Annotated in this window: 14 protein-coding genes; 5 read left to right on the forward strand and 9 right to left on the reverse strand. The window is 59.5% G+C overall.

The genetic code is table 11. The features are described 5' to 3' along the window. Nucleotides 1-197 precede the first annotated feature (197 nt). The 3 genes from VGN12_23805 to VGN12_23815 form a co-directional block, all read right to left on the reverse strand. Complete coding sequence (locus tag VGN12_23805; GenBank protein HEY4312494.1) at nt 198-1,340, reverse strand: agenet domain-containing protein; 1,143 nt, start codon at nt 1,338-1,340, stop codon at nt 198-200. A 91-nt stretch (nt 1,341-1,431) separates the two neighbouring features. Continuing rightward, nucleotides 1,432-2,865, reverse strand: a complete 1,434-nt coding sequence (locus VGN12_23810) for a cytochrome B6 (GenBank protein HEY4312495.1) — start codon at nt 2,863-2,865, stop codon at nt 1,432-1,434. A gap of 387 nt (nt 2,866-3,252) precedes the next feature. Beyond that, complete coding sequence (locus VGN12_23815) at nt 3,253-4,896, reverse strand: methylmalonyl-CoA mutase family protein (GenBank protein HEY4312496.1); 1,644 nt, start codon at nt 4,894-4,896, stop codon at nt 3,253-3,255. A 179-nt stretch (nt 4,897-5,075) separates the two neighbouring features. Here VGN12_23815 and meaB point away from each other — a divergent pair, with 179 nt between their 5' ends. Further along, on the forward strand, nt 5,076-5,819 hold the full coding sequence (gene meaB / locus VGN12_23820; GenBank protein HEY4312497.1) for a methylmalonyl Co-A mutase-associated GTPase MeaB: 744 nt from the start codon (nt 5,076-5,078) through the stop codon (nt 5,817-5,819). Nucleotides 5,820-5,836: 17 nt separating this feature from the next. Then, on the forward strand, nt 5,837-6,745 hold the full coding sequence (gene nadC / locus VGN12_23825; protein HEY4312498.1) for a carboxylating nicotinate-nucleotide diphosphorylase: 909 nt from the start codon (nt 5,837-5,839) through the stop codon (nt 6,743-6,745). Between the two features lie 514 nt (nt 6,746-7,259). Here the strand turns inward: nadC and rpsU are convergent. Then, entirely contained in the window at nt 7,260-7,457 is a 198-nt protein-coding gene (gene rpsU / locus VGN12_23830; protein HEY4312499.1) for a 30S ribosomal protein S21, read from the reverse strand. Between the two features lie 413 nt (nt 7,458-7,870). Between rpsU and VGN12_23835 the strand changes: the two genes are divergently transcribed. Continuing rightward, nucleotides 7,871-8,029, forward strand: coding sequence for a hypothetical protein (locus tag VGN12_23835; GenBank protein ID HEY4312500.1), 159 nt, complete (start codon nt 7,871-7,873; stop codon nt 8,027-8,029). 53 nt (nt 8,030-8,082) lie between these two features. Here the strand turns inward: VGN12_23835 and VGN12_23840 are convergent, their stop codons facing one another. Next, entirely contained in the window at nt 8,083-9,090 is a 1,008-nt protein-coding gene (locus VGN12_23840) for a sigma-54 dependent transcriptional regulator (protein ID HEY4312501.1), read from the reverse strand. Between the two features lie 655 nt (nt 9,091-9,745). Here VGN12_23840 and VGN12_23845 point away from each other — a divergent pair. Continuing rightward, the gene (locus VGN12_23845) at nt 9,746-11,158 is read left to right on the forward strand and encodes an amino acid permease (GenBank protein ID HEY4312502.1); all 1,413 of its coding nucleotides are present in this window, start codon (nt 9,746-9,748) and stop codon (nt 11,156-11,158) included. 18 nt (nt 11,159-11,176) lie between these two features. On the opposite strand, the gene VGN12_23850 is transcribed toward VGN12_23845, so the two are convergent. Next, on the reverse strand, nt 11,177-11,731 hold the full coding sequence (locus VGN12_23850; GenBank protein ID HEY4312503.1) for a YqgE/AlgH family protein: 555 nt from the start codon (nt 11,729-11,731) through the stop codon (nt 11,177-11,179). A gap of 598 nt (nt 11,732-12,329) precedes the next feature. Between VGN12_23850 and VGN12_23855 the strand changes: the two genes are divergently transcribed. Next, a complete protein-coding gene (locus tag VGN12_23855; protein ID HEY4312504.1) occupies nt 12,330-13,655 on the forward strand; it encodes a hypothetical protein in 1,326 nt (441 codons plus the stop codon). A 97-nt stretch (nt 13,656-13,752) separates the two neighbouring features. Here the strand turns inward: VGN12_23855 and VGN12_23860 are convergent, their stop codons facing one another. The 3 genes from VGN12_23860 to VGN12_23870 all read right to left on the reverse strand — a co-directional run bounded on the left by VGN12_23860 (nt 13,753) and on the right by VGN12_23870 (nt 16,547). Next, nucleotides 13,753-14,601, reverse strand: coding sequence for an alpha/beta hydrolase (locus tag VGN12_23860; GenBank protein ID HEY4312505.1), 849 nt, complete (start codon nt 14,599-14,601; stop codon nt 13,753-13,755). A 93-nt stretch (nt 14,602-14,694) separates the two neighbouring features. Continuing rightward, a complete protein-coding gene (locus VGN12_23865) occupies nt 14,695-14,982 on the reverse strand; it encodes a hypothetical protein (protein ID HEY4312506.1) in 288 nt (95 codons plus the stop codon). Between the two features lie 191 nt (nt 14,983-15,173). Continuing rightward, nucleotides 15,174-16,547 carry a hypothetical protein gene (locus tag VGN12_23870; protein HEY4312507.1) on the reverse strand — a complete coding sequence of 458 codons (1,374 nt, stop codon included), beginning with the start codon at nt 16,545-16,547 and terminating at the stop codon, nt 15,174-15,176. Nucleotides 16,548-16,790 lie beyond the last annotated feature (243 nt).

Raw genomic sequence — 16,790 nt, forward strand, 5'->3', positions numbered from 1 at the left:
GGAATAGTTTGCCTAGTCGCGCAAGGCTGGTGGGCCGCGAGACGTCACAGCGGTGACTTGGTGAGATAAGCGAGGCGTAGCGGTAGCGTGCTGTCGCCGCAGGCATCGGAAAACTTTGCGCGGTTTACCGCAATCGATGTGCAGACGATTCTTGCGATTTCGCGAGAATCAGTGCTGGCAAGGCACTCGCTACGCGATCATTCGGTGCGTAGGCGAATCGATTTCGGGCCGACCCACTCGTCAGATGACTCGTCGTCGCCGTCGTAGCGCACCAGGTGGAGACCGTACCAAGCGCTGAGCACCGTGGCCGGATACCACTCGTTGTCCGTTTCCCATTTCACCGCGACTTTGTCCCCTTCGGCGAACTGGGCCGGCTGATACGGGCGGACGCGATTAGGGCCGACCCATTCGTCGGTCGATTCGTCGAAGTTCACGTAATGGACTTCGAGCATCTCGCCGTCGGCGTCGATCGTTTCGGCCTTGTACCACTTGTCGCCCGAAGCGACTACAAGACGCTGTCCGACGCGCGGCGTGAGCTCACCTTCCGTTTGCGCGATTCGCGTGCGCCGCGGAAAATCTTTGGTGGCTAGGAACATCGACTTTTGCCCTTCGACGAAAGCCAACTCCAGCTCGCCGTAATGAGCCAACTCCTGGAGATTGATCGTACCATTGCCGTCGAGGTCGACGCGCGGGTTACCATCCAAGGCGGCCAGCAGGCAATCACTGTACGTCCAATTGCCGGTCGAAGTATTGTGAGCATACGACGAAGTGAATACAGCGTAAGCGATCTCTGTTTCGCGGCGCGAGCGGACTTCATCGTAGAGAGCGCCGGAATGGCAACAGTCGGCGAGAAGTAAAACCCGATCGCCGTCAAAGCCGGCTTCGATTGCGTCGACGATTTCGTGTACGCCCCAGGCACTCGACCAGGCGTCTCCCGCGTCATAATTAGCGAACCAGGTCTGATTCGTGTCGACGTTGCGACTGCCGTGACCGCAGAAGTAGAAGATCAGCAGATCGCCTGCGTCGGTCTCGTCGAGTGCTTGCTTAAACGCCTTTTGAATGTTGGCCTTCGTAGCGTGTTCATCCTGCAGGTATGTGATCTGGTCGTCCGGCACGCCGGCGGCGCGGAATCGCTCGACAAGTTGCGCGTCGCGCCGGTTCACCATGCAGGCCGGAAACGAGGGCCAGATATCCTCGCGCTGCCACTTCAAGAGCCCGACGCAAAAGATGTGCGTCGTTTCGGGATCCCAGTCAACGTCGTCGTCTTCAGCGGCGCGCGAAACTTCCGCATTCAGTAGAATGACTGACAGCAGTATCAACGGCCATTTGGCGCGAAACATTCGATTTCACCTTTTGCGCAGTATGCCTGCCCGGAGCTTAACTCCAAACTCTAGCATGCGGCGCAGAAGGTAATTTGCCTGACAAACTGGCCTACAGGCAGCGCAAAAATGCCCCCAGGTCCGATTTCTCTTGATCCGACAGGTGCGTACCGAGGACCAGGTTGAAGAATTCGACGGTGTCGGCCAGCGTCAGCAGCCGTCCGTCGTGAAAATACGGCGGCGAATCCTTGATGCCACGCAGCGTGAACGTCTTGATTGGCCCCTGCGAGGTCGCCACCAGCCCGTTGTGCGTTTGCGTTTTATAGAAACGCTCGACCTGAAGGTTGTGCATCGAGTTGTCGGTGTAGTAAGGTGCCGGATGACAGGTGCTGCATTGTGCCTTGCCAAAGAAAAGGTTCTGCCCGCGCATCTCGGGCGTGTCGGCTCCGTATTTTTTCGGATCGAGCTTGCCGTCCCATCCTAGCGCCGGTGCGGGGGGGAAATCGAGCAACTCCTGGAATTCGGCCATGAAATGGACCTGGCTGCCACGTTCGAGCGGATTAACTCCTTTGGCCGCGGCCGAGACCTGGTCACCGTCGAAATACGCGCCACGTTGTTCAAACTCGGTGAAATCCTCGATCGTTTTCAACGCACGTTGAGAACCGAAGAGTCGCTGAATGTTCACACCGCGAAGGCTTACCGTGTCGATACGACGACGGTGCGATTGCGGGCGAATGTCTCCCGACAGATGCGTCGCCCCCGACGTATGACCGTTGACATGGCAGTCGAAGCAAGAGACGCCGCGCATGCCGTCGGCCTTTTCGGTCTTGCGATCGGCCGTGGCATTAAATTGTTGCTGCGGAAACTGCGTGACCAGTAAGCGTAAACCTTCGAGGTCCTTCGCGTTCAGGATTCCCTGAAATAATTCTTGAAAGTTTTCCTCGGTCACCACTTTGCCTTGCGAGACGTCTCCCAGGTCGGATCGCGACGTCAAATAAATCGCCGGCGGAAACTCGGGCAGGAAATGTTCCGGCAGATCGAATTCGATATCGAAGCGTTCGAGCCGTGGAAATTGCTTGAGCTGCATTTGTGGAAAGACCATGCCGCCGACTTCGTGTTTTGGGTGGGGCAACGGCAGGAAGCCAGCGGGGAACAAGCCCTTCTCACGAATGTCGTCGGGGGACATGTCCGCTAACTTCGCCCAGGTCACGCCGGAGGGGAGCTTCGTGGCGGGGCCTGCCTGAATCTGTTTGCCACGCGACATCTTGACGCTCTTATCGGGATGCGATGAGAGGTCATAACGTTCGTCGAGCAGTTTCTTGTGCTTCTCGGTGACAGCCGGCTTGTCGGCCTTGTCTTTTGCTCGAGTCGCATCGAACGAATTGTTGAGCAACGTCGGGCTAATCTGGTCATAGCTCGATGGCGGGTGAGCCTTCGTTTCTTTTCCCGTTTTTGTCTGGGCGGCCACCGGGCTAACCAGGGAGATACCGATCACGAACACAAAGATCAAACCGCGACAGCATGGGCCGTTCTTTTGAATACGCATACGAGTTTCTCCTGAATTTCAAACGCCGCGGTGTGTGATTGGGAATCCAGTTTTCGGACTGGTTTCGATAGGTCGGGTCGCGACCACGGCGCGCAGTCATTCTCTATGGGATGGAGCAAATTGCTAGCCGCGTGCCAAGTGACGACAGGAATTATTTTCGCGCCATTTTGAGCGAGGTTGCGCCCCAGAAATTCTAGCTTGGGCAGTTTTAGCCGAATGAGACGACGGATGTCTGCGAAAGCGTTGGTGCGCTAAGTCGCGCAGTCCATAAACGGACAGATATTTGCCGCCCGTCGAGAATCGTCTGGCTCATGGCCTGCCAGCCCGCTCGCCAAGCGTGCAGTCGAGGTAGCGATTCGGGGTTACTGCCACGGCACTTCACCGGGGTTATACCCCGGGCTGATACCGGCCAAACACATCGGCTAGGGCTTTCACGATTTCCCCCAGCGTGACGTGCTGCTCAGCCGCGTGCAGAAGGGCGGGCATAATGTTTTCGGCCGTGCCGGCTGTGCGGCGGACACGCCCTAGTGCATCGTCGACGGCGGCGCTATTCCGTTGGGCCTTGATTTGCGCCAGGTTTGCCTTTTGACGGCGCTCGATTTCGTTATCGATTGCCAGCGTGGGGATCGTCACCGCGTCCGGTTCGACAAAAGCATTGACGCCGACGATCAGCTTTCGCCGCGAGTCGACTTCGCTCTGAAATCGGAAGGCACTATCCGCGATGCGCCGCCGGAAATAGCCCCCTTCGATGGCGCGAATGACGCCACCGGCCCGCGCGATCTCGGCGAAAATCGCTTCGGCCTCGGCTTCCATGCGATCGGTCATCGTTTCGACCTGGTAGCTGCCGCCCAAGGGGTCAACCGAATTCACGACGCCCGTTTCAAAGGCCAGCACTTGCTGCGTACGCAGCGCGATCGTCACGGCTTCTTCGGTGGGCAACGAGAGCGTTTCGTCCCGGCTGTTGGTGTGCAAGGACTGGCAACCGCCCAGCACCGCGACCATGGCCTGATAGGCCACACGGATCACATTCACTTCGGGCTGTTGCGCTTGCAGGCTTACGCCGGAAGTTTGTGCATGGAATCGTAGAATCCAGCTACGCGGCTCGCCGGCCCCGTAGCGCTCGCGCAAATGTCGGGCCCAGATGCGGCGGGCGGCACGGAACTTGGCAATCTCTTCGAGGAAGTCGCTGTGCGAGTTGAAGAAAAACGAGAGCCGCGGCGCGAATTCGTCGACGGCCAGCCCACGCTCGAGCCCTTGCTCGACGTAATGGAACCCGTCGGCCAGCGTGAACGCTAGTTCCTCGGCGGCCGTGCTGCCCGCTTCGCGAATATGGTAGCCCGAGATCGATACCGGGTTGAACTGCGGAACCTCGCGCGTGCAGAACTCGATCGTATCGGTCACCAGGCGCACGCTTTCGCGCGGCGGAAAAACGAATTCGTTCTGGGCGTGATATTCCTTGAGAATGTCGTTCTGCAATGTACCGCGCAGATTTTTCCACTCGACCTTCTGCCGGCGGGCCGTTGCCAGATAAAAAGCCAGCACGATGCAAGCCGGAGCGTTGATGGTCATCGAGACCGAGACGTCGCCCAGATTGATGCCGGCGAACAAACGCTCCATATCGTCGAGCGTATCGACGGCCACGCCGAGCCGGCCAACTTCGCCCAGCGAGTTGGGATGATCGCTGTCCAAGCCCATCAAGGTGGGCAAATCGAAGGCCGTGCTCAGCCCGGTCTGCCCTTTTTCGAGCAGAAAGCGAAAGCGGGCATTGGTCTCTTCAGGTGTGCCAAACCCGGCGAACTGGCGCATCGTCCACAGCCGGCCGCGATATAAATTGGCATGAATGCCGCGAGTGAATGGGTACTGTCCCGGGTAACCGATATCGCGCTCGTACGCCTCGCTGGATTCCTCGGGTGCGTAAAGCGGCTGGACTTGGTTACCGCTGATCGTGGTCAGGCTGGTATCGCGCTCGGCCGCCGCGGCGAGCGCTTCCTGCCAGGCCTCGCGGGCTGTGAGCTTCGCGTCAGTAACCATAAGTCGAGGGCCCTTGGAAAAAGGGACAAGCGAACCGCGTGCGCCCGAGGCGAGCCCGCGTGCGTCCACAGTACCAAGTTTACTCCCGCCGCGGGGTAATCGAAAGATCGGACCTTATCCGGTCGCGTCATCGCATAGACCGTTGTTCGCTCGTACAACGCCCGATATCATCGCAGACGATGACCCTGCGAGCGAACCTTATCGAACGATTTCTCCAGCACGATCGCCGCGCGCTGGCCGAACTTCTCACATTGGTTGAACTAGGCCAAGCGCCTGCGCTGCCAGCAGTATCGCGTTCCAATGGGCCGGCCCGTGTGATCGGTCTGACCGGAAGCGGCGGGGCAGGCAAAAGCACCCTGGTCGGCGCCCTGATCACGCATTTGCGTGGCCAGGGGGTGACCGTGGCCGTCTTGGCTTGTGATCCGCAAAGCCCCGTGACGGGTGGCGCATTGCTGGGTGATAGGATTCGCGTCCGGTTCGATCCGGCCGACGAAGGAGTCTATTTTCGCAGCCTGTCGACGCGCGGCGCCGCGGGCGGCGTTTCGGCAGCGACCAGCGCAGCCCGAGATTGGCTAACGGCTTTCGGCTTCGACGTGATCTTGATCGAGACCGTCGGTGTCGGTCAGGATCAAATCGCGGTTCGTAGTTCGGTCGAGACGCTCGTGCTATTGGTCACACCCAATACGGGCGACGAGGTGCAATGGGAGAAGGCCGGTTTGATCGAGGTCGCCGATTTGCTGGTGGTGAATAAATCCGACTTGCCTGGTGCCGATCGCGTGCGGCAACAATTGCAATCGGCGTTATCACTGTCGCCGCGATCGCAGCGCGTGCCGGTGTTGAACATTACGGCGGCGACGGGACAGGGGGTGTCCGAACTGTGGGATGCAATTGTTGCAGACTCGATTCGTAAGACGAATACTTGAACCAGCGGAGCGCTATCGTGGGAGCCGATTTTGGCGAAGTCGTATGGGATGAGGCGGCCGAAGAAGATTGCCGTCAACTCGTGCGGCTAACGATTCGCGAAGATCTGGGGCGACTTTACGATTGGACAACTGTCGCTTTAGTTCCCGAGGCGGCCCAGGGAAGTGCCGTGGTTCGTGCGCGGCGTGCGGGCGTTATTGCCGGCATTCCGGCCGCGCAGTTGGCACTGGCGGAATACGATCCGCAACTCGTCTGGTCGTCGGCCATCGTTGATGGGCAACATGTCGAAGCCGAAACTGCGATCGCTACGGTCTCGGGCTTGGCCCGTAATCTGCTTACGGCCGAGCGTACTGCTTTGAATTTACTTTCCCGGTTATCGGGAATCGCGACGCTGACGGCGAGCTTTGTCGAGGCCGTCGCTGCTACAAAGGCGCGAATCTACGACACGCGCAAGACGACTCCCGGCTGGCGGCGTCTGGAGAAATACGCCGTCCGCGCCGGCGGAGGGCGTAACCACCGGCTGGGGCTATTCGATGGGATCCTGATCAAGGATAACCACCTGGCCTTCGGCGCGCAGGACGCCCGCTATTCACCCGCGGCGGCAATCGATCGCTGCCGTGAGGTCGTGGCGAGCCTGGCGGCGGGCGCTTCGGTGCCGATCGAAATCGAAGTCGATTCGCTCGAGCAATTCGATGAAGTGCTCCCACGTCAGCCGGACATCGTACTGTTGGACAACATGTCGCTTGGCGAATTGCGCGAGGCCGTGGCCCGGCGCGGGGCACGATTCCCGAGCGTACAGCTCGAGGCATCCGGCGGCGTAAATCTGCAAGCCGTGGCTGCGATCGCTGCCACAGGGGTGGATCGCATCAGCGTGGGCGCCCTTACGCACTCGGCTACGTGGCTCGACATTGGGCTGGACTGGTCGTAGCCGTTGTTGATTTTTTCCAACAGTCGGTTCGGCGTGGACCTCGGCGAAATCGTGCAGAATCGCCTCGCAGCGTGGGTTAGGTCGCGTAATCTAATCACCAGTCCTGCGGTCGGGGATCTGCAGCGTCCAGGCTCGGCGTGATGATCCTTTCGGGGTTTGACACACCCGCCGCGCGACCTAGAGTTTGAATGTACCTATGCTCTGGGGAGGGCATCGGTCCGCGGCGCAGCGGGGATAGCTGGGAGCTTGAGGGGACCCTGCTGCGCCCTTTTTTTGCGCAATCGGAAACCGGAACCATCGGTCGCCGGTGCATTGAACGGGAAGTGCTGCCAGAACGTGGCGCACTGCCAAACTGCGTTCCGCGCGGGGTTATCCGCGCACGCCTTGCCGCCAGACAGGCAAAGCCTGCGAATTATCACCGGTCGCAGCCGGCTATGCGCTGGGAAGATTATCCGCCACGAACTCCAGAACCGTGTGCGGATCGACATCGCCAGAAAAACCTTGGCGACGAAAACTAGGCGGTCGGCCCCAGCAAGTTGCGGCGCGTGCGGCGTTCGGCACGCAGGCGAGCGCGGCGACGGGTTTCGCTGGGCTTCTCGTAGTATTCCTTGCGACGCATCTCTTTCTTGATGCCACTGCGCTCGACCAATTTACGGAAACGGCGCACCGCTTCTTGAATGCTCTCGCGATCGCGAACGTTCAGCTTGACCACACGTCCTCCTTAAACAGGAATTCTGTATTCGGAAAGTCTTATTCGTCCGACGGCTTGCCGCGGCTGGGGGCGAACATGCTATCGGAGCGTTGGGCGAACCGACCAGTGTAGCGGATGCAAGCGGTTGCTGTAAATGCATTTCGACCCCAGCGGTGGCAGGAATCTAAACAACGAAGCCTGGCTTGCGCAGCGAGGGAAAACCTTCCGGGAGAATGTTCGGACCTCGGAGGAGGGTCGGGGACCGCGGTTTTGTCTTTCTAGGCATCGGACCGGAGCTGCTAGCCAAACTTCCGAGTTTTCCCAGGCCGAATATTCACCGGGGCCGGGCAGGGCCAAGCGAATTCGACCATCGGGCGCGGGCGTGCCGATGCTTCCCTGCGGACGTGCATCAGAACCGCCCAGGAATATCGACCGTGCCCCCCACTGATTCGGAGCCGGCCCAGGATTCGATCCGCGAGATCGAATCGCGGCAGGACGAGGTGCTGCAACAATTAGAACTGCTCGAGCAGCGTATCACGGCGCTGCTGGCCGATTACGCGTCGAAACCTGCGAGCGTTAAGAAGGCAGCCTGAGCCACTATGGCGGCCACACGTCAGCATTGGATTTCGGTAATTTGGGCTTACCGTTAGTCAACGCACTCTTCGGCTCCGCCAGGGAGCGTGAGCGAGACCTCGAAGCGACCGAGCAGCCGGGTCAAAGTGTTGGGATGAACGCCCAATAGCTTGGCGGCCCGTCCCTTGTGCCCACGTGTGATACGCAGGGCTTGGCGAATCGACTCATTACGCAATCGTTCGAGGTTGAGAAACGGTAGCGACAGTGCTTGCTCGCGGCGAGCGGTTGACGACTCGGGCAGTGCCGGGGCGCAATCGAGCACGTACGATTGCTCGATAACCTGGGCCAACTGGCGAATGTTGCCCGGCCATTGATATTCGCAGAACCGCTGCAGAATTTCGTTATCGGGACGCCAGCGAGGGCGGCCGTAGCGGTTTGCGAACCGCTCGGAGAAAAATTCGATCAGTTCCGGGATGTCTTCCGGGCGCTGCCGTAAGGCCGGCACACGCAATTCGACCATATTGAGCCGGTAATAAAGATCTTCGCGGAACCGGCCGTCGATCACCTCTTTTTCGAGGTTGCGATTCGTGGCAGCCACGACTTGCACATCGATCTTCACCGGGCGCGAAGCGCCGACCGGGGTGACTTCTCGCTGTTGAAGCACGCGCAGCAGTTTGGGTTGCAGGTCGAGCGGCATTTCGCCAATCTCGTCCAGGAATACCACGCCGCCACTGGCAGCGCGGAACACGCCTAATGAGCTGCCGGCTGCACCCGTGAACGCGCCGCGCTCGTGACCAAATAGCTGACTCTCAGCCAGCGTCGGAGTCAAAGCGGCGCAGTTAACCGGAATGAACGGACGAGTAGCCCGGCTGCCGGAAGCATGAATCAGACCAGCCCAGAGCTCCTTGCCCGTGCCAGTCTCGCCCCAGATGAGACAACTGCATTGCACTTCGGCGACACGCTCTGCGTGCTGCGCAATGCGTCGCACGACCGCATTCCGTCCCAGGACCCAATCGGCGGATTTGCCACTGCCGATTGCATGCACCCCATCCATGGGCGCGGTGTGTGTATTGTTTGCCATTAGTCAAAGCCTTGCGCATCGTGCCTAGTCGACATAACCTGCGACTAGGTGATGCTTGCAATTCAAGTCACGCGCCAATTGGCTTCATTCTGAAGCGAATGGCGATCTTCCAAGTCATTAGCGATCCTCGGCCCCAGCACCATAGCAGTCCCTGCTGCTTCCCAAGCGCCTACGAGGTGCTTGAGAGTGCCGCTTCGCGGCGGGTTGATAGGCGGAGTCATCGTACCCCCCGTTCCATCAACACCCCTCACGTTCCAAATACTCGATTTATGGTAGTTAAACAATGCGAATAACGCAAACCTTAGGGGCGCTAACCATTTTTGCGCGTTGAAGATAGTGCGAATGCCGCGCCGTTTTAACCGGTACAATCTGACCGTCGGGGCGATGTTACTGCGGTTTGTCGCCATAAATCCATTCAGGAAATAGCCTTGCGATCTGTTAGCCTTGTGTTACGCCGACTTTGGCCATCCATTGAGCATGCCCCCCGCGCTCTTTGCCAGTGACGCATTTTTGTACGCCTTGCAAAAGAACTGCACGATTTTCGAGCAGCGGGATTTCTACGGAAGTGATGGAAAATGGTGCGGATGAAAGTCGCGCGGCATTTGAAAAACATGAGCCTGGCCTTGCGCCGTGAGACCGGATAAGGTGGCCAGCCATGCCTCATTCTGATCGCGCAGCGACCGCTTCGAAGGACGAGCAGAGCCTGCAACCCGTCCTCGGGTTGTTCTCGGCCACGGCCCTGGTCATTGGTGCCGTCATTGGCTCCGGCATCTTTCTAAAGCCCAGCCAGGTCGCCGCGGCGACGCAAGGTTATGTAGGGCTGATCCTGGCTCTTTGGATCGTGTTGGGGCTCGTCAATCTATGCGGATCCTTGGTGCTCGCCGAACTATCGGGCATGTTTCCGCGCGCCGGGGGAACCTACCTGTTCTTACGCGAAGCCTATGGCCCTTTGTGGGCGTTTAGTTGGGCTTGGGCTGAATTCTGCATCATTCGTAGCGGAGCCATCGCCACGTTGGCGGCCGCAATGGCCATCGCCGTTGGCGAGTTCTCTGCCGCGCTCGGTCATGACCTCGGACCGACCGCTGAGCGTGCCTTTGCGATCGGCAGCATTGCCGTGTTAGCGACCGTCAACATCGTGGGCACGGTCTGGGGAGGCATCGTGCAGAACGTCACGACGCTGATCAAGGTCGGGTTCGTCGCCCTGCTCGCACTACTGCCTTTTGTGGCGCTCGAGTCGGGTGGAGTTCATTGGGAACGTATCTGGCCGAGCGCCATGAGCGCGAGTCTACTCGTCGGCATCGGGAGCGCCGTCTCGGGCATCATGTGGGCGTACGACGGTTGGGCAAATCTGCCCATCGTTGCCGAGGAGGTGCGCAATCCGGACCGTAATGTGCCACGTGCGTTAGTCGTCGGGGTGGTATTGCTGATCGTGCTGTACGTTGGCGCGAACCTGGCCTATCACCTGACGTTACCGTCGAGCGAAATTGCTACGGCCAAGGCCACGGCCGTCGTAGTGGCTGAAAAGCTGATTCCGAACTTTGGCGGAAAGTTGACCCTGGCCATGCTGGCGGTGTCGGTCTTTGGCGCGCTGAATGCCAACATACTCACCGGGCCGCGCGTGTTGTTCGCGGTCGCACGCGATCACGCGTTTCTTGGTCCTTTACGCCGTATTGAGCCCCGTTTCGGTACGCCGGCCGTGGCCATCGCGGCCCTTTCGACGTGGGCCGCGCTGCTGGTGATCGCCGGAGATTTCTACCGCGCCTACAATCCCGATCTCGACAAGCGGTTGTACGATGTACTAAGCGACTATTGCATTTTCGGCGCCGCCCTTTTCTATCTGGCGGCAGTCGTCGCGGTCTTCGTGCTGCGGCGCGCACGACCTAACGTGCCGCGTCCGTATCGTGCCTGGGGATATCCGGTACTGCCAGCGGTATTTGTCGTCGCGTATATTTTCGTCTTAGCAAGCATGTTCATCGCTGCACCATTCGAGTGCAGCGTGGGCCTGGGACTGATCGCGACAGGGATGGTGGTTTACGGAGTGGCGCGCGGATTGGAAACTCGTCGCTAGTCGTGGATCCTCACCTGCTCAGTTCATCGACGGGTCGATCGGCACGTCCTTGATCCGTAACGACGCGAGGACTTCCCATCCAGCAGCCTCGCTGATCGAGCGTTCCCAGAGCTCTTGATGTAATGCGAAGACATGCCGTAGTGCCGTGGGCTCGGTCCGCCACGCGCCGGCCTGAAGTTCCATTTCCAATTGCCCGGCGCCCCAACCGGAATAGCCGAAGAAGAAACGTACATCAGGCCGAGGGACGCTGACCAGGGCACGAAGCTGGTCGCTGCTCGCCGAAAAATACAAGCCGGGCAAGACCTCGAACTCGGCGATCGCCGCGTCCGTGTGCAAGGCCATCAGCGGCCCTTCGCAGGGGCCACCCAAACTGAGTGGCGCCTCGCAAGAGCAGTCGTCTTGTTCCATGCGCTGCCACAGTTCTTTCATGCTGGTTGTGGTCGTGCGATTCAGCACCAGCCCGAGTGTCCCTTCGTCGGCCGAATGACGGACGACGAGGACGACCGTCTTTCGGAAATTAGGATCCTCGAGCGCCGGAGACGCGACGAGCAAAAATCCTTGCATCGATTCCATGGCCGAGATTTCCAATTACGAGTCGGCGGGAGTCCGGGTTATCGCAATCGCCGGCAGCGGTTATCGATCGGGAGGAGGCGAACCTAGCACTTACTGCACTGCACCGGGCGCGGCGACAACGCTCATAGGCTACCGCCCTGCGCGAGCGGTAAGAAGTCCCACCAAGCAATCTCGTCAAAATCTGGGCGACCATTTCTGTGACCGCTCATCGTTCTGCGCACGTGAACTTGAGAACCTGGGCCCTAGGTAAGGCGATCATCTTGCCGACGAGAAACTTTACCGACGGTGACGGTTATGCCGATGCCCGCTCCTGCAATCGCCAAACTGGACTGGCACGGTTCGCACGGCAATTTGCCCGTCGGCAGCCGTTGGGCGATAGCGAGAGAAGCCGTTGCCTAAGCCTTGGGCTGTCAAAGGGTTCGCGATCGTAAGCCAATGCCGCTCGGGCCGCGCGATTCCCTAGTCGCTGTCCACCTATCGAGTCTGCCGATTCGTCGCAAATTGTTAATTCGGCGCACCGTGCTGGCCGATGCGGTTTTAAGACTCGCGTCGATCGCATGGTTTAATCCCGACGTCATGCTTGGAGAGGGAGATCGCAATGTTCCGTTCAATGAAGGGCGTGGCGTGGAGCGTCGCGGCCAGCCTATCGTTGGCCGCGACCGCATCGGCGGATGTGATGGAATCCGCCCCTGGCGACGCGGTATCCGCCGCGCTGGTAGCGGCACCGGCAGAAGCGCCGGCCGAGGTCCCGGTTGTGCCACCGGAGAACGCCGATCCGGTCGAGCAAGAGGCGCAGCCGGTGTCCCCGACGAATAGCGAGTTGATTCAAGAGCGATACCCGAGTCGCGAAATCAAGATCGAACGCGAAGTCGTTCAAGACGCCAGCGGCAACTACGTCAATCATGGCAAGTGGACCATGTATGACGAAAAAGGGCGCATGGTGGCGTGTGGCCAGTACCGCTATGGCGAGCGCCACGGTGTGTGGACGCGATGGCATTCCGTTGGTGGCAAGGACATGTATTCGCAAGCGCCCTACAAGCTGTTCCAGGCGCCGTTTGTCTCGGAAGTGACATTCGACAATGGCCGGCTGCACGGTAAATGGGTCGTCTACGACAAGCAGGATCGCGTGTGCAGCGAGTTCCTCTTCGAAAATGGCGAACGCCAAGGAAAGTCCGTCTGGAACTATCCCAACGGCGAAAAGATGCGCGAGATCGATTTCACCGGCGGACAGATGGATGGGCAAATGCGTGAATGGGCGGCGCCGAAGAAGCTAACGACTAACGACACGTACATCGAAGGACGGCGATTGGCGAAGAAGATTGAGTCCTATCCCAATGGTCAGCCGAAGCTCGAGGCTACTTTTCTCTTTGCCCGCGAAGTGCTGAAATGCAACTACGATTGGTGGAACGGCAATGTCGTGACCACCGTATCGAAGGAAGGCAAGGATCAAAGGCACGGCCTTTACACCTCATGGCACAAGAACGGCCAAAAGGACGAAGAGGGGCAGTACCTGAACGATCTGCCCGTCGGCAAAAGCAATTGGTGGTTTGAAAACGGCCAGAAAGCGATCGAAGGTCAATACATCAACGGCGAGCGCAACGGTTTGTGGACCTGGTGGCACGAAAACGGTCAAAAGTCCGCCTGCGGCGATTTCGTAAAGGGAGTCGAGACCGGCAAGTGGACGTGGTGGAATGAGGATGGCAAGGTCGCCAACTCGGCCCGCATCACCGAAGGCAAGTCGACATTCTCCAGCGAAGAGAATCCGGACGTGACGCCGTCGATCGCGAGCGCTCCGAAGGCGCCCGCACCGAAATCGGTCGGTTCGCGAAGTGTTACCTCGAAAGCCGCGGCGGCCAAGGCGCCGACGCGACAGGCCCGCACCCCCAAGAAGGCGCCGACGCCCAGTAGCACGATCCGTCGTTAAGCCGTCTGGCTACGATCGCCATGTCGGACAAAAGATTCAGCCTGCCCGCGGCCTCGATTGAGAGGGGTCGCGGGCATTTTCATGCGCCAACAATGCCTCAGCCGGCGGGCAGTTGATCGAAAAAAGCATCCAGTGCGGCTAACCACTGTTGGCTGCGTGCGTCGTTGTGATCTCCGCCCGGGATCACAACAAGCTGCTTGGGGCTGCACGCCGCCGCGTGCAATCGCTGTCCTAGCGCAAACGGGACGATGCTGTCGGCATCGCCGTGGCACTGCAGCAAAGGGCCTGTATATCGGCCGATCTTAGCTTCAGAGTCCAAACGCGTGCGCATCAGCCATCGATGCGGCAACCAAGGAAAGTGAAAAGCCGCGACGTCGGGAATCGATGTGAACGTGTTCTCCAGGATCAAGCCGCGTGCCCCGTCGTTGGCTGCAACGTCCACCGCGACGGCGCCGCCAATACTCTCACCAAGCAGCACGATTTGCTGCGGCGCGACGCCGGCACGTTCCGCCAACCAATCGCGCGCTGCGCGGGCGTCGGCCAGCACACCGTGCTCGTGAGGACGTCCTTCGCTGCGGCCAAACCCTCGATAATCAAACGCCAGTACTGCGACGCGCAACTCCTGTTGCAGCTGACGCAGCCACGCCGCGCGATGAGCAACGTGCCCGGCATTGCCGTGCGCGAACAGGAGATACGCCCGCGGTGCGACGGCCGGCAGGTACCATGCGTGCAGTTGCACACCGTCCTCGGATTTGAACCATGCGTTCTCGAACTCCAGTTCTTGCGGCTGCCAATCGCCGTCTGGATAGCGGGAGGGCATGAAGATCAGCAAGTTTTCGAAAAACATCGGTACGAGCAATAGGACGAGGGCCACGATTGCCAGATAGCGCAGGGCGCGAAAACGATGCCAGACGCCCGGTTTCGTCGTATAGACTTCGGCGGCCATGATCGTGGTTCAGCAGAGCCGCGCATGAAGATTCTACCAGCATCGCGGCTCGAGGCGATGGCGACAGTCACGCCAGGCGACACGATCGAACGGTCAGGTTTGGCAATGTAGCCCGGCGCGGCCGGCACTGATCGAAAACCTTGCGCGTTTTTCCGGCGCCGCGCGGACGACGGCCGTGATTTCGTCGGCCGACATGCCACGGTCGAGCATCGATTGCTTCAAAGCGTTGTTGTCCTCGGTCTGGCGGACTTTGCGCCACGCTTCGCTGATGATGGCCGTCATGCAGATGGCGGTGCCGGAAATCATGGCCAAGGATCCCAGTAGGGCACCCAACATGATGCCGGGGTCCGAGGCCAGCGTCTCGATAACTTGCGACCACATAACCGAGGCCCTCCGCAATTAGGCAAATGACAGGCTCGTGCAGCTATTCGCCGCCGCGGCGAGAATCTTTGCTCCATTCTAGCGCCCCGGCCGCAAAAAAGCTGCAAGTTGCCAGAATTCAGCCCCGGCCGGCGAGCGGCACTCTTGTAACGAGTTGGAACCGCACGCCGATCGGACCCCCGCCTGTTCCTCTATTGTTCATCTGGCGGAGAGGAACTCGTCGGTTTGGCGTCGGTGGGCACTGCCTGAGGTGGGGCGGCCGGGCTTTTCTCAACCACAGGCGCTTCCTCCCGCAGATCCTGAACGCTGGTTTTGACGAACAGATACAGGTTCGGGTCACCGGCCTCGGGCTGGCTCTCGAAGGTCATCCCGCCTACCAGCACCGTTTGGTTGGTCGGAACACGGAGTGTGGTCGACAGGCGATGAGTCGTCAGCACCGGTCGGTCGATCGCATCAACAATCTCGGCCGGCGTCGCCCGAATTGTCTGTTCCTTAGCACTGATTTGCGCTTGTTTGACAGCGGGCTTTTTCAATCGCGCCACGCGGCTGTGTACGTCGAGCACCACGTGCGTGGCACTTTTCGTTGCGACGGGAGTGATTTGCAACGCCGCCCCTTCCTGCACGACGGTTACCGTGGGGTCAAATAGAACGGGCTCCGGAGCCTTGGCGTCGAGGACTTGCTGCACGATCGGTGTCATGTTCGTAACGGCCAGGCTCTGTCCGCCACTTTCGGTATGAACGGTTTGGCCATTGTAGCAGGTCAATGCCGCGTTATAGGCGCGGTGATGATTGGCGTCATTGTGCTCGTCGTCCAGCAGTTTTGCCCAGACTTTCTCATCGACCACCGTTGTTCCTGCGTCGCGGGCGCGATCGGCGTGTTCGCCTAGCAGACCGTTCAACTCTCCAGCCGTTAACCACAACCAATCGGCCCGGACCGTGATCGAACGCAGGGTGCGCCAACGCTGGCGAAATAGGTTCAACAACGCGTCGATCTGCTCGTGCATCGGCTGGTTAGCGGAAATCAACAGCGAGGTTCCGACGCGGGCGATCGAAGCTTCGCCACCGTTTGAGTCCCAGTGATCCGGCGCAATCGTCTGTTGAATTGCATTAATCAATTCGTCGATCGTAGCCCGTCCACCCGGCGCGTCGGCGGATGTGTTATTCTGTTGCCCTCCCATCTGCCTCAACGTAGATGTCCTGGTTTCTGGAACCGTCACAGAGGCAGGTACATTGAACATTCCTCCACCCATTCCTCCCATCATGCCGCCTGCCGAGCCGTTCAGTTCCTTGGCCGCGGCTACGGGAAATATCGAAGTGCTCATACCTCCCAGATCGGTCAAACGCATTGCTGGATAGGATGGAGACATGGCGAAGAGATCGCTCAGATCATAGATCCGTATGATGATCGCTGGATTCCGGCCTTCGCGCATGGCGCCGATCTGCGTCACGCGGTCGTTTGCGTCGGGACGTCCCTGTGGTCGTTCCAATTGACGCAGCTGCGCTTCCAACAGTTCCATGGTGCGACGCAACTCTTGCACGTCGCCGCGTGACGCGGCCCCACCCATTTGTGCAAAACTCAGTCGGGGACAAAGAACAGCTACTACTACTGCGCATGAAATAAGCCTCGAGAACATGACAGCCTCCCCTGATTCGCGAACGCGAAGTTTGGAATGACGCTCGTGTTCCGCGAGCGGCGGGTGATCCCGCATCTGGAGAGTACTGGTCGTGCTAGGCAAAAAGCAACGAAAAAAGATCGTGAACTATTGCACGACCTGGCTAGCGCGCTATCGACTTGCGCTCGAGAGAAG

It is taken from the genome of Pirellulales bacterium (assembly GCA_036499395.1).
Taxonomy (GTDB): Bacteria; Planctomycetota; Planctomycetia; order Pirellulales; family JACPPG01; genus JACPPG01.

Excerpts from the sequence above, each read along its gene's own strand:
- VGN12_23805 (HEY4312494.1), bottom strand. The coding sequence starts at position 1,340 with ATGTTTCGCGCCAAATGGCCGTTGATACTGCTGTCAGTCATTCTACTG.
- VGN12_23810 (HEY4312495.1), bottom strand. The coding sequence starts at position 2,865 with ATGCGTATTCAAAAGAACGGCCCATGCTGTCGCGGTTTGATCTTTGTG.
- VGN12_23815 (HEY4312496.1), bottom strand. The coding sequence starts at position 4,896 with ATGGTTACTGACGCGAAGCTCACAGCCCGCGAGGCCTGGCAGGAAGCG.
- meaB (HEY4312497.1), top strand. The coding sequence starts at position 5,076 with ATGACCCTGCGAGCGAACCTTATCGAACGATTTCTCCAGCACGATCGC.
- VGN12_23840 (HEY4312501.1), bottom strand. The coding sequence starts at position 9,090 with ATGGCAAACAATACACACACCGCGCCCATGGATGGGGTGCATGCAATC.
- VGN12_23845 (HEY4312502.1), top strand. The coding sequence starts at position 9,746 with ATGCCTCATTCTGATCGCGCAGCGACCGCTTCGAAGGACGAGCAGAGC.
- VGN12_23850 (HEY4312503.1), bottom strand. The coding sequence starts at position 11,731 with ATGGAATCGATGCAAGGATTTTTGCTCGTCGCGTCTCCGGCGCTCGAG.
- VGN12_23855 (HEY4312504.1), top strand. The coding sequence starts at position 12,330 with ATGTTCCGTTCAATGAAGGGCGTGGCGTGGAGCGTCGCGGCCAGCCTA.
- VGN12_23860 (HEY4312505.1), bottom strand. The coding sequence starts at position 14,601 with ATGGCCGCCGAAGTCTATACGACGAAACCGGGCGTCTGGCATCGTTTT.
- VGN12_23865 (HEY4312506.1), bottom strand. The coding sequence starts at position 14,982 with ATGTGGTCGCAAGTTATCGAGACGCTGGCCTCGGACCCCGGCATCATG.
- VGN12_23870 (HEY4312507.1), bottom strand. The coding sequence starts at position 16,547 with ATGGGTGGGGCCGCGTCACGCGGCGACGTGCAAGAGTTGCGTCGCACC.